The 12,326-nt window shown below is 67.6% G+C and carries 13 protein-coding genes; 6 read left to right on the top strand and 7 right to left on the bottom strand.

What is annotated here, in order from left to right; all coding sequences use genetic code 11:
* The first annotated feature begins 150 nt into the window (after window positions 1-150).
* Window positions 151-642 carry a hypothetical protein gene (locus tag ASF81_RS08120; RefSeq protein WP_055807447.1) on the top strand — a complete coding sequence of 164 codons (492 nt, stop codon included), beginning with the start codon at window positions 151-153 and terminating at the stop codon, window positions 640-642.
* Between the two features lie 142 nt (window positions 643-784).
* Here the strand turns inward: ASF81_RS08120 and ASF81_RS08115 are convergent, their stop codons facing one another.
* Window positions 785-1,039: a GlsB/YeaQ/YmgE family stress response membrane protein gene (locus ASF81_RS08115; protein ID WP_039243891.1), complete on the bottom strand. Its 255-nt coding sequence runs from the start codon at window positions 1,037-1,039 to the stop codon at window positions 785-787.
* Between the two features lie 188 nt (window positions 1,040-1,227).
* Between ASF81_RS08115 and ASF81_RS08110 the strand changes: the two genes are divergently transcribed.
* From ASF81_RS08110 to ASF81_RS08100, 3 genes are all read left to right on the top strand, one after another.
* The gene (locus tag ASF81_RS08110) at window positions 1,228-1,608 is read left to right on the top strand and encodes a helix-turn-helix domain-containing protein (RefSeq protein WP_055807445.1); all 381 of its coding nucleotides are present in this window, start codon (window positions 1,228-1,230) and stop codon (window positions 1,606-1,608) included.
* Window positions 1,609-1,679: 71 nt separating this feature from the next.
* On the top strand, window positions 1,680-2,465 hold the full coding sequence (gene hisN, locus ASF81_RS08105; RefSeq protein ID WP_055807442.1) for a histidinol-phosphatase: 786 nt from the start codon (window positions 1,680-1,682) through the stop codon (window positions 2,463-2,465).
* 75 nt (window positions 2,466-2,540) lie between these two features.
* Window positions 2,541-3,110, top strand: a complete 570-nt coding sequence (locus ASF81_RS08100) for a hypothetical protein (RefSeq protein ID WP_055807438.1) — start codon at window positions 2,541-2,543, stop codon at window positions 3,108-3,110.
* A gap of 4 nt (window positions 3,111-3,114) precedes the next feature.
* Here ASF81_RS08100 and ASF81_RS08095 read toward each other — a convergent pair whose 3' ends face one another.
* The 3 genes from ASF81_RS08095 to ASF81_RS08085 form a co-directional block, all read right to left on the bottom strand.
* A complete protein-coding gene (locus ASF81_RS08095) occupies window positions 3,115-4,149 on the bottom strand; it encodes an alpha/beta fold hydrolase (RefSeq protein WP_055807434.1) in 1,035 nt (344 codons plus the stop codon).
* Window positions 4,146-5,066 carry a class I SAM-dependent methyltransferase gene (locus ASF81_RS08090; RefSeq protein WP_055807430.1) on the bottom strand — a complete coding sequence of 307 codons (921 nt, stop codon included), beginning with the start codon at window positions 5,064-5,066 and terminating at the stop codon, window positions 4,146-4,148. Before ASF81_RS08090 ends, ASF81_RS08095 begins: the two co-directional genes overlap by 4 nt.
* A gap of 95 nt (window positions 5,067-5,161) precedes the next feature.
* The gene (locus ASF81_RS08085; RefSeq protein WP_055807862.1) at window positions 5,162-5,968 is read right to left on the bottom strand and encodes a class I SAM-dependent methyltransferase; all 807 of its coding nucleotides are present in this window, start codon (window positions 5,966-5,968) and stop codon (window positions 5,162-5,164) included.
* Between the two features lie 271 nt (window positions 5,969-6,239).
* Between ASF81_RS08085 and ASF81_RS08080 the strand changes: the two genes are divergently transcribed.
* Window positions 6,240-6,719 carry an Hsp20 family protein gene (locus ASF81_RS08080; protein WP_055807860.1) on the top strand — a complete coding sequence of 160 codons (480 nt, stop codon included), beginning with the start codon at window positions 6,240-6,242 and terminating at the stop codon, window positions 6,717-6,719.
* Window positions 6,720-6,768: 49 nt separating this feature from the next.
* Here ASF81_RS08080 and ASF81_RS08075 read toward each other — a convergent pair whose 3' ends face one another.
* Together ASF81_RS08075 and ASF81_RS08070 are read right to left on the bottom strand one after the other, a co-directional pair.
* A complete protein-coding gene (locus tag ASF81_RS08075) occupies window positions 6,769-7,245 on the bottom strand; it encodes an RNA pyrophosphohydrolase (RefSeq protein WP_055807427.1) in 477 nt (158 codons plus the stop codon).
* Entirely contained in the window at window positions 7,245-8,435 is a 1,191-nt protein-coding gene (locus ASF81_RS08070) for a divergent polysaccharide deacetylase family protein (RefSeq protein ID WP_055807424.1), read from the bottom strand. The genes ASF81_RS08075 and ASF81_RS08070 overlap by 1 nt, the downstream gene beginning before the upstream one ends.
* Before the next feature lie 202 nt (window positions 8,436-8,637).
* On the opposite strand from ASF81_RS08070, the gene ppc reads away from it, so the two are divergent.
* Window positions 8,638-11,337 carry a phosphoenolpyruvate carboxylase gene (gene ppc / locus ASF81_RS08065; protein ID WP_055807420.1) on the top strand — a complete coding sequence of 900 codons (2,700 nt, stop codon included), beginning with the start codon at window positions 8,638-8,640 and terminating at the stop codon, window positions 11,335-11,337.
* Here the strand turns inward: ppc and ASF81_RS08060 are convergent, their stop codons facing one another.
* Window positions 11,338-12,303, bottom strand: coding sequence for a magnesium and cobalt transport protein CorA (locus ASF81_RS08060; protein WP_055807418.1), 966 nt, complete (start codon window positions 12,301-12,303; stop codon window positions 11,338-11,340).
* Window positions 12,304-12,326: the final 23 nt, after the last annotated feature.

Genomic DNA, 12,326 nt, shown 5'->3' with positions numbered 1-12,326 from the left:
TGGCCTCTCGAATCGCGGATCGCCCGAACATAGACCAAGAATCGTCCATCCGGGGCGCTGCCAAGGTCATTTCAGGGCACACGAAACAATCCGTAACAGAGCGAGTATATAGGGGTGCGGGCGTCGGGCCCGTGCAACTGGGGATGACCCATGAACATCAAGACCGCTCTTCTGGCTGGCGCTGCAGCCGCCTTCATGACCGTCGCGCCAGCTCTCGCGCAAGAAACCACGCCCGCTCCCGCCGCCGCGCCTGCCGCCGCCGCGTCCTCGCAGCAATCGCTGTCGCTGAACCCCGGATCGAGCGTTTCCGGTCCTGATGGCGAGCTGGGCAAGCTGGAAGGCGTTCAGAACAACGCCGAAGGCAAGCAGGAGCTCACCGTTCGCGGCGCCGACGGCCAGCTTCGCGCCGTTCCGCTGAGCGGCATCCGTCAGGAAGGAACCGGCGTCGTGGTGGCCTACACCAAGGCCGAGTTCGACGCCGCCGCTCCGATCGCTGGCGCTCCGGCGGCCCCTGCCGCTGATCCGGCCGCCGCGCCCGCGCCGACCGCGGAGCCTGCGGCTGAGCCGACCGATCCGGCGACCACCGAACCGGCGACCCCGGCTCCGGACAGCGCCACGCCGGCTCCGACCGAGCCGCAGTAAGACAGCTCTCTCAGGCTGAACGACCAAGGGCGGCCGGGTTTCCCGGCCGCCCTTTCGTCTGTCTGCAACCCGGCGCCGACAATGGCGCAGCAAAAAGGGCGGCTCGTGAGAGCCGCCCTTTCCTTATCGACCGACTGTCGGATCAAGCGCGACGCTTGACCAGTCCCAGAAGGAACAGCAGCAGACAGGCGCCCAGGAACGCCACGATCAGGGTGACGAAGTTGAAGCCGCCGACCGGCGTGCCGAAGACGTTGTTCGAGATGAAGCCGCCGAGCAGAGCGCCGATGACGCCGACGATCAGGTTCGTCAGCAGGCCGTGATTGCGACCCATGACCTTTTCGGCCAGCCAGCCGGCGACGATGCCGATGACGAGCCAACCAATGATTCCGAGACCCATGCTGTGGTTCCTTCCTTTAAAAGCCAAGCTGTTGCAGTAAATGCGGCTCGGGCCATACGGTTGCGTCCTGGCTCCAACCTCGCCGCAATAAGGCCGAATTCGCGTCGGGCGCGATCCGGCACGGCGATTGCCGTGATCGACGTGTGTCGTCCCGCATCGGGACAGACGTTGAGACGAGGATCACCGTCATGGCCGACGACATCGACCTTCATCTGGGCCGCCGCCTGCGCCGCCGTCGCCGCCTGCTGGGCCTGACCCAGCAGCAGTTGGCCGTTCAGGTCGGCATCCGCTTTCAGCAGATCCAGAAGTACGAATGCGGCGCCAACCGCATCTCCGCCGCGCGCCTGTGGCAGTTGGCCGAGGCGCTGGAGACGCCCGTCGCCTATTTCTATGATGGTCTGGCCGAGGCGATGGAGGCCGACGCCCCGCCGCCCAAGGGCGGCGAGGTCTTTTCGCGCAAGGAAACGCTGGATCTGATCCAAGCCTACTATCAGCTGGACGAACGGCCCCGCCGGCGTTTGCTGGATCTGGCCAAGTCCCTGCATGCGGGCGAGGCGGCCGCCGCCTGATCTGCGCGTCTCCCTGATCTGCGCGTCTCCAAGGGGCGCCCATGCCGGCGAAAGCGCGGTAAGGGAATCCCATGACCGAATACGAAGCCTTTGCCATCGAACTGGCGCGCGAAGCCGCGCGCGTGACCCTGCCCTTCTTCCGCTCGGACATCGGGCATGAGGACAAGGGCGGCGCGGCCGGCTTCGATCCCGTCACGGAAGCCGACAAACAGGCCGAGGCCGCCATCCGCCGCCTGATCGGGGCCCGCTATCCCGACCACGGCGTCATCGGTGAGGAGTATGGCGAGGACCGACCGGACGCCGAGCACGTCTGGGTGCTGGATCCCATCGACGGCACCCGCGCCTTCATTTCGGGTCTGCCGCTGTGGACCACGCTGATCGCCCTTCGCAGGGCCGGCAAGCCGATCGTCGGCGTCATCGCCCAGCCCTATCTGGACGAAATCTTCATCGGCGGCCCGTCCGGCGCGCGCCTGTTGCGCGGCGATGTCGAGACGCCGCTGGCCGTGCGGTCCTGCGAGACGCTGACCGACGCCGTCATCTCGACGACGGACCCCGACATCTTCAACGGCGCCGAACTGGGCGCCTGGACCCAAGTGCGCGCGACCGCCCGCCTGGCGCGCCTGGGCTGCGACGCCTACGCCTACGCCATGGTGGCGGCGGGCAAGATGGATCTGATCGCCGAGACCAGCCTGAAGCCCTGGGACTGGTCGGCCCTCGTACCCGTCATCGAGGCGGCGGGCGGCAAGGTCGTGAACTGGCGCGGCGCAGCGCCGGACGACAGGGGTCAGGTCCTCGCCGTCGGCGACGCGCGTCTGATCGAGCAGGCCCTGGTGACGCTGAAACGCGCGGCCGCATGAAGCTCTCACCTGGCGCATATTGACGCAGGTCGAGAGACGGCGTCAGGGTGCGAACGGTTGAGGGGACGGATTTCGATGACTGGGCAGTCCAAACTGGTTGTCGGCGTCGACGTGCCCTGGGTCACGAGTTGGAGCGGCGAAGAGATTACGGGCGCCGCGCCATGCCGAACCGTCGGCGGCCGTCTCGCCCTGATGCAGGCCAGCGCGCCCGGCGCCGGTAAGCCGCAATATTCGAAGAACCATCTGGTCCGACAGCGCCTCACCGTCGCGCGCATGCTGTGTCCGATGTGCGGCGAGCCGACCCAGGAGAGCGATCGCTGGACCCAGATCGCCGCGCGACGTTGCGCCGGACAGCTCAGGGCGCGCGGCGGTCAGGTTCGCGCGGACATCGCCGACGACCGGGTCATGATCGACGCCGGCTCGATCGCGCCCCTGCACCGCAGCTGCGTCGACCGCTCGATGAAATACTGCCCGCACCTGCGCGCCAGCGACGACGTGATGGTCATGCGCTTCCCGCGCGAGTGGATCGTTCTGCCGCTGCTGATCAAGGCCGAGACCGGCCCCGGCGTCGCCGTCGCCTTCCTGCAGCTATGCGGCGTCACCCAGACGATCGACCGACGCTGGCGCGCCGAAACCGCCGCCTAAGCGATCAGACCGCCTTTACGTCCGCCGTCCTCACCGACGGATCGGTGAGCGCGTCGGCCGCAGGCGCGACCAGATCGGCCATGGCGTCGAATTCGTTTAGGAAGACGGCGCGCAGATCGTCAGCCTCCATGATGACCTCGTGCTTGGCGCCGGCGACCTCGACGTAGCGGCCGCGCGGAATGCGTTTAGCGGCCCATTGGTTGGTCTGTTTCCACACCACGTCGTCGGCGCTGGCCTGGACGATCACGACCGGCGCCTTGACCGCCTTCAGGGCCTTGGGCTTCAGCGCGCGCTCGCCGGCGTCCAGCGCAAAGGCCAGCCAGCCATAGGTGGGACCCCCGATGGCCAGGTGCGGGCAGGCGTACAGCTGCTGACGCCACATCTCATAGCGGGTCTCGTCCGAGGTCAGGGCGTCTTCGGCGAAGTTGTGATCGAACGGATCGTCGGGGTCGCCCAGAATATAGTCGCCCGCCTGGCCGTGGCGAATGTTCCAGCGCACCACCAGCTTGACCGACCACATCGACCGTTTGCCGGTCTTGATGCGCAGCATGGGGCTGGACAGAACCGCGCCGGCGAACCGGTCCTCGCCGCTTTCCAGCGACAACAGGTTCAGGCACGCGCCCATCGAGTGACCGACCATGATCCAGGGCTTGGGGCACTGGTCCTCATAGGCGTTCAGCAGGCGGTTGTAGTCGTCCAGAAACTCCTCGACCGCACGGGCGTGACCCTTCAGCCGGTCGGGCAGCAGACGGGCCGACAGCCCCTGGCCGCGCCAGTCGTGGGTCAGCACGCACCAACCGCGCGCCAGGAAGTTGCCGATCACCTCATAGTATTTCTCGATCGGCTCTGTGCGGCCGGGGCTGAGCACCACGGTGCCGCGCACCTTGTCCGCAGCGAGATGCGACGGCTTCCACAGCCCGGCGCGCAGGCGCATTCCGCCCGCGCCGCGAAACCAGTCGCCCTTTCCGCCGGGCGGCGGGGCGGCGCCGGGAACCCCCATCAACGGAGCGTTGGCGGCGAAGGCTTGGGCGCGGTTCACTCGGGCTTCCTGAACTTCAAGGTCATGCGATCGCTCTCGCCGATCGCGTCATATTTGGATCGGTCGAAGGCGGGGTCCGCCGGTTCGCCGCGCGGCGCCGTCAGGCGCGTGGGCGCCAGGGTGTCGACGCCGAACGGGTGATCCTTGGTGTCTTCCGGATTGGCGTTGATCTCGGACGCCTCGACGAAAACGAAGCCGGCCTCGGCCGCCAACTGGCGCACGAAGGCTTCCTGCACATAGCCGTTGGCCGCGACCGGATCCTGATCCTCCGCGGGGGACAGTCGATGTTGCTCGACACCCAGGATGCCACCTGGGCGCAGGGCGGCGAAGGCGTCGGCGAAGGCCTTCTCCGCAATGCCCGCCGCCATCCAACCATGCAAGGTTCGCATGAACAGGCACATCTCGGCCGTACCCGCTGCGGTCACCGGGCCGGACCCCGCGCCGAAGACCGAAAACTGCGGCTCGCCATAAAGCTTCTTGTCGCTGGAGAAGCGCGTGCGGAAGGCGGTGTTCAGCATGGCCTGCGCCGGATCGGCGGTCGGTCCCTCGGGGAACAGGGCGGCGACATAAGTCCCCGCCCCCTTGGCCAGATAGGGCGCGAGGATTTCGGTGTACCAGCCGCTGCCGGGCCAGAACTCCACCACCGTCATCTTGGGTTGAAGTCCGAAGAACCGCAGCGTCTCCATCGGGTGACGGAAGGCGTCGCGCGCCTTGTCCTGGGCCGAGCGCCACGACCCCTCGACCGCCCATTCCAGCGAGCCTTCCGGCGGCCCTGCGGGTGTGGGCGGCGCGGCGGGCGCCTTTGCGGCCTCGTCCTTGCGCCCGCAAGCCGCCACGCCGGTCAGCCCCAGCGCCGCAGCGCCGCTCAGCAGGAACCGACGCGACAATCCGCTCGCGCTCGCCAGACGATCAGCCATTCAAAACCTCCGCAGGACGCCGGGACCCGCGTCCGACGCACCCTGACGCCTTGGGCTTAATCGGGTTCGCAGGTCCGGTCAAAACGCAAGACGGCCTATTCGGGCTTGCGGAAACGCAGGGTCATCCGATCGCTCTCGCCGATGGCGTCGAAGGCGGCGCGTTCCTCGGGCGTCAGGGTGCGGCCGGACGGATCGTTGCGCGCGGCCGACTGGCGGATCGGCGGCAGGGTCCAGACCCCGAACGGGTGATCGTGGTCGTCCTTGGGATTGGCGTTCAGTTCGCTGCGCGCCTCCAGCACGAAGCCGGCGTTGCGCGCCTCATGGATCACATAGCTTTCAGGCACATAGCCGGTGGAGGCGACGTCAGCGACATTCAGCCCCTCCGCGCTGCGGTGCTGTTCGACGGCCAGCACGCCGCCGGGCTTCAAGGCCTTGAAGAAGGCCTGCAGATACGGCTGGGTCCGGCCGTCGCGTGACCAGTTGTGGAAGGCGCGGGCCACCAGGATGAAGTCGGCGGTTCCGTCCGCCACGCCCATGCTTTCCAGCGGGCGATTGACCGGCACATAACGCCCGCCGGTCGCCGCCGCATAGGGTTCGAGGATGTGCCGCCACCAGCTGGCGCCGCCCGGCTCGATCTCCACCACCGTCATGCCTGGCGTCAGCCCCCAGAAGGTCAGGGATTCATACGGATGACGATAGACGTCGCGCGCCCGGTCGGCGGCGGGGCGGGTCTCGGCGGCGATGGCGCTCTGCAAGGCCGTGTCGTCGGAGAAGGTCGGCATGGCGCTGGACAGGGCCGAACGCGGCGGCGTCCACGCGCCCTGGGTCTGGGGCGACTGTTGGGCCAGGGCGGGGGCGGCGGACAGCAGGACGGCGGCGAGGCCGTAGACGGCAAGGCGCATGATCGAGGGCTCCAGGTTCAGGTCGTTCTCCATAGGCAGGCGGACCGCCCGCGCAAATGAACTTCGCGAGACACAGGCGGATTTGACGCAAGCAAAATCGTGCGGGCGGCGCCCTTGACGCCGTTTCGCCGGTTCCCATCTTGGCTTCCGAGGACGCCGATTTCGGGTTCTCCAGACTGACGGCGCCGGTTTCGGGTCGTCGATCTGATACCCTACCGTCCGGGCCAAAACGCCGGGCGGCTCAACCTTGCTGATCCTCAGGAGGATGCTGATGCGTACCTATGATTTCACCCCGCTGTACCGTTCGGCCGTCGGCTTCGACCGTCTGGCCAGTCTGCTGGAAAACGCCTCGCGCGCGACCAGCCAGGACACGGGTTATCCCCCCTACAACATCGAAACCACGGGCGAGAACGCTTATCGCATCGAGATCGCCGTCGCCGGCTTCAGCCCCGACGAGCTGAATATCGAGGTGAAGGAAAACCTGCTCACCGTGACCGGCCGCAAGACCGCCAACGACGATACCGCCACGCAGAAGACCTATCTGCATCGCGGTCTGGCCGAGCGCGATTTCGAACGCCGCTTCCAGCTGGCCGACTATGTCGTCGTCAACGACGCCAATTTGGTCAACGGTCTGCTGTCGATCTCGCTGAAGCGCGAACTGCCCGAGGCGCTGAAGCCCCGCCGTATCGAGATCGGCGCAGGCCAGCCGCTGATCGAAGGCCAGGCCGAGAAGAAGGCTAAAGCGGCCTAAGCTGTTTCAAGGCGAACTATGAAAGGGCGGCGTTCGCGCCGCCCTTTTTCTATGCCGCCAGGTGCGAGAAGGCGGCGACGACCTGTTCATAGGCCGGGCGTTTGAACGGCACGATCAGGTCGCAGGCGTCCGACAGCGGCCCCCAGCGCCAGGCGTCGAACTCGACCTCGTCGTCGGCCGCCAGATCGATCTCGGCCTCGTCTCCGGTGAAGCGGAAGGCGAACCACTGCTGCTTCTGACCCTTGAAACCGCGCCAGGCCTTGGCGTTGTTCATGGCTTCGGGCGGGAAGTCGTACAGGATCCAGTCGTCCGTCCGCGCCAGCAGTTCGATCGAGGTGACGCCGGTTTCCTCGTGCAGTTCGCGGCGGGCGGCGGCCTCCAGATCCTCGCCCGCATCGACGCCGCCCTGCGGGAACTGCCAGTTATGCGGACCGGGCGTGGCGTGCCGCTGGCCGTACCAGACCAGGCCCTCGCGATTGAACAGCACGACCCCGACATTGGGGCGGTAGGCGTCGAGACCGGACACTAGCGCCCCGGCCGCATCGACATGGACGAGGCCGGCGCCAGTTGCAGGCCGCGCTGTTCCAGACCGGCGGTCCAGCGGGCGGCGGCCTCGACCGTCACCGGATAGCTGAAGCCGGCCCCCAGGGCCGAACCGCGCAGCTTGGCCTGGGCCTCCAGACCATTCAGGGCGGCGACGATGGCGGCGGGCGACTGGGTCCGGTCGATGACGCGGTCCGCGCTGGCCCGCGCCCAGGCGCCCGGCCGACGCTGGAACGAGCCGTCGTCCAGGAAGGCGACGCCGCGCTGGCGCAGGACGCTCAGGAAGGCGTTCATACCCGTGTCCGAGCCGGCGAACCGGTCGCCCAGATAGTTGGTCACGGCGAAATAGCCGGTGGCGCGGCTCAGCAGCCAGTCCATCTTGGCGGTCACGTCGTCGGCGCCGCCGTCGGCCAGCAGCGTATAGGGGCCGGGGTCGTTGTCTGGATAGCCGGTCGGCTCCATCGGCATTTCCAGCATGACCTCATGGCCCTGCGCGCGCGCCTGGTCGATCCAGCCCTGCAGATTGTCGGCGTAGGGCACGAAGCTGAGCGTGACCTCCGGCGGCAGGCGTTCGATCGCCGCGCGGGTGGTGACGGCGTTCAGGCCCAGCCCGCCGACGATCAGCGACACGCGCGGCTTGCCGTTCGGACGGAACGGGCGAGCATAGACCTGGGCCGGCACGCGGCCGTCGGGCGCGATCATCGGCAGGGGACCGTTCGATCCGGGCTGCGACAGACCGGCGATGGGGGCCTTGGCCAACGGAGAGGCGGCGTGGACCGGCGCCGTGATGGGCGCGCCCTGACCCGAGACGCTGCCGCCGTCCGGCAGGGTGATGACGGCGTCGCCGCCCGCAGCCGGATCAGCGCCGCCCGCCAGATTCTGATACAGCCCCATCGCGCCCATGGAGAAGGCCTCGAAGCCCGTCGGGGCCGGCGCTTGCGCTGCGGGCGCATCGCGTTCCAGCTCAACATGGGCCGAAGGTGTTCCCGCCTTGGGATCACCCAGCACCGTCAGGAACAGGGCGCTGGTGCTGAGCAGCAGCAAGCCTGCCAGACCGGCCGCGACCGGCGGCTTCTTCAGGGCGTCGACGACAGGCTTCAGGCTCGGGCCGTCCTTGGCGCGCGGGGCGGTCCCGGCGGTGGCGGCGAGTGCGGATTGGCGTTTGGCGAACATGGGCAAGAGTGGAACCGATCTGGAATCCTACGCCCGCATCATCGGGCGCCGTCGGTTAAGAAAACCTAACGGGCGGTTCACCATGATCGACGCGGTGATTTCTGGGGACGGCTGTCACGGATCGTGCGTTGACGCGGGCGACTTCGCCCTTCCAGATGCCGACCTCCCCGCGCCGACCCCAAGCCGTCCCAGGATATTTGAGATGATGAACCCCGCCGCCGACGACGCCCTGCGTGACGAGGTCCGACTGCTCGGCGGCATTCTGGGCGAAATCATCCGCGACGAGGGCGGTCAGGCCCTGTTCGACCATGTCGAGGCCGTGCGCCAGGCTTCGATCGCCTATCACCGCGACCCGGCCTCGCACCCCGCAAAGCGTCTTGAGAAGCTGCTGACCGCCATGTCGGTGGATCAGGCGGCCGGTCTGGCGCACGGCTTCGCCTTGTTCTCGCTGCTGGCCAATATCGCCGAGGATCGCTCGACCCGCCGTCGCGCCCAGAGCCAGGCCGAGGCCGGCGCCCGGCCCGACACGCCGGAAGGCGCGCTGAAGCGTCTGGCCGATCAAGGCGTGGACCGCGAGGCCGTGCGCGACCTGCTGGATCAGTCGCTGATCTCGCCCGTCCTGACCGCCCACCCGTCCGAGGTCCGGCGCAAGAGCGTCATCGACCGCATCGCCGCCATCACCGACCTGCTGGACGCCTGCGACAAGGCCGGCGACGCCTGCTCCCTAGACGCTATCGCCGAACCGCTGCGCCGCCAGATCGTCATCCTGTGGGCCACGCGTCTGGTCCGCACACAGGGCCTGGTGGTGCAGGACGAGATCGACACCGTCGTCTCCTTCCTGGACCGCATCTTCCTGCACGTCGCGCCCAAGCAGTTGTCGGCCTGGCGCCGGCTGCTGGACGCGCCTGAGTTGCAGCCCTTCATGCGCGTCGGCACCTGGGTCGGCGGCGACCGCGACGGCAATCCGAACGTGGACGCCACGGTGATGGCCGCCGCCTTCCGCACCCAGGCGCGGGCCGTGCTGACCTTCTATCTGGACGAGGTGCACGCCTTGGGCGCCGAACTCAGCCTCGCCGCCGAACTGGCGCAGGTGTCGCCCGAGCTTCAGGCCCTGGCCGACGCCGCCCACGATCCCTCGCCCCACCGCGCGGACGAGCCCTATCGCCGCGCCCTGACCGGCGTCTATGCTCGCCTGGCCGCCACGCACGAGAAGCTGGGCGACGCCCCCCCGCCCCGTCGCCCCGCGGTCCAGGCCGAACCCTATCCCGGCCCCGACGCCTTCGAAGCCGATCTGAAGACGCTTCACGACAGCCTGGTGTCGCACCACGGCGGCGTCTTCGCCGACGACCGGCTCAGCGACCTGATCACGGCGGTCGAGGTGTTCGGCTTCCATATGGCGACACTGGACATGCGCCAGAACGCCGACGTCCATGAACGTGTTGTCGCCGACCTGCTGAAGGTTGCGGGCGTGCAGTCCGACTATCTGGCGCTGGACGAAGAAGGCCGGCTGAAGGTGCTGGCCGCCGAACTGGCCTCGTCGCGCCTGCTGTTCAGCCCCTATGCCGACTATGAACCGGAAACACTGAAGGAGCGCGCCATCCTTCAGGCGGCCGCGACCGCGCTCGCCGCCTTCGGGGCCCAGGCGATCCGCACCCATATCGTGTCCAAGACCGATGCGGCGTCCGACCTGCTGGAAGTCTATCTGTTGCTGAAGGAAGTCGGTCTCTACCGACCCGAAGACCCCGCCGCCTGTCCCATTCAGGCCGCGCCCCTGTTCGAGACCATCGAGGACTTGCGCGCCGCCCGCCCAACGCTGGAGCGGCTGTTGCAGGAGCCGTCGGCCCTCGCCGTCGCCAAGGCGCGCGGCGTGCAGGAGGTGATGATCGGCTATTCGGATTCGAACAAGGACGGCTCCTACCTGACCTCAGGCTGGGAGTTGCACGAGGCTTCGCGCGCCCTAGTCGAGGTGACGCAGAAGCACGGGCTGAAGCTGCAACTGTTCCATGGGCGCGGCGGCACGGTCGGGCGCGGCGGCGGTTCGTCCTTCGCCGGCGTCCTGGCCCAGCCTGAAGGCACGGTCCAAGGCCGCATCCGCACCACCGAGCAGGGCGAGGTCATCGCCAACAAATACGGCGAGCCGGAAATCGCGCTTCGCAATCTGGACGCCCTGACCTGCGGCGCCATGCTGGCCTCGCTGGGCAAGGGCACGGATCACGCCTTTACCGCCGAACACGGCGCGACCCTGTCGGACCTGTCGGCCCGGTCGATGGGCGCCTATCGCAAGCTGGTCTATGAGACTGACGGCTTCGTCGACTACTACCGCGCCGCCACCCCCATCGCCGAGATCGCCGATCTGAAGATCGGCTCGCGCCCGTCGTCCCGCACCGCCTCGACGCGGATCGAGGATTTGCGGGCCATTCCCTGGGTGTTCAGTTGGTCGCAGAGCCGGGTCATGCTGCCCGGCTGGTTCGGCTTCGGTTCGGCGGTGCAGGGTAAGGACATGGGCGAGCTGAAGGCGATGGCCGAGGCCTGGCCCTTCTTCAAGACTCTGGTCCAGAACATGGAGATGGTCATGGCCAAGTCCGACATGACCATCGCCCGCCGCTACGCCACCCTTGTCCCCGACGCCTCTCTGGCTTCGCGCATCTATGGTGAAATCCGCGAGGAGTGGCAGCGCACCCACGACGCCATCCTGGCCATCACCGGCCATGACGCCCTGCTGGGCGGTCAGCCGGAGCTGGACCGGCTGATCCGGCTGCGCATGCCCTATGTCGAGCCGCTGAACCATGTCCAGATCGAACTGATCCGTCGCCGCCGCGCAGGCGACGACGACCCCCGCGTCCGCGAGGGCATCCTTCTGGCCATTAACGGCGTGGCGGCGGGCTTGCGAAACAGCGGCTGACTACAGCCACTTCGTTCGCTTGAAGGTCACATACAGCGCCGCGCAGATGGCTGCGATCACGCCCAGGACCGCATAATATCCGTATTCCCAGCGCAGCTCGGGCATGTGTTCGAAGTTCATGCCATAGATGCCGGCGATGGCGGTCGGCACGGCCAGGATGGCGGCCCAGGCCGCCAGCTTGCGCGTGATCAGGCCCTGACGTTGTTGCTCCAGCAGATTGGCGACCTCGAAGACCGACGACAGAATGTCGTTCAGCCCCCCCAACCGGCTGTTCACCCGCCGCACGTGGTCGCCGACGTCGCGGAAATAGGGCCGAACGTCCGGATCGATACAGGGCAGGTCCAGCGACTGGAGCCGTCCCAGCACCTCTTCCATCGGCCCCAGGATGCGCCGAAACTTCAGCAGCTCGCGGCGAAGGGTGAAGAGCCGGCGGATTTCCAGGCGTGACAGAAAAGCGTCCAGCGTCCGCTGTTCCATCTCCAGAACGCTATCCTCGACATCGTCGACGATGGGGGCATAGGCGTCGACGATGAAATCCAGAATGCCGTGCAGGACGAAATCGGGACCCTTCTTGAGCTGCAGGGGCGAGGCTTCCAGCTGTGTGCGCAAATGGTTGTGGGCGCGGGCCGAGCCGTGACGGATGCTGACCACATGGTCGTCGCCGACGAAGACGTGCGTTTCGCCATAGGCCAGCCGGTCATCGATCTTCATCGCCGTGCGCGCCACCACGAACAGTTCACGGCCATAGACCTCGACCTTGGGCATCTGGTGCGCCGCCAGGGCGTCCTCGACCGCCAGCGGATGCAGCTTGAACCGTTCCACCAGGACATCGATTTCTGCGTCCGTCGGATCGTACAGCCCCACCCAGACGAACTCGCCCGGCTCCAGCGCCAACCCCTCGGGCGTCAGCGGCGCCTCTCGCACGCGCTGGCCGTCACGATAGACGTAGGAGGCGACGACGGTCATGAAATCTCCAGCAGATGCCTGCC

This window comes from Brevundimonas sp. Leaf168 (genome assembly GCF_001423685.1).
Lineage (GTDB): Bacteria > Pseudomonadota > Alphaproteobacteria > Caulobacterales > Caulobacteraceae > Brevundimonas > Brevundimonas vesicularis_C.
Note: the sequence above shows the minus strand (reverse complement) of the source record. Positions and strands in the feature narration are given on the sequence as shown.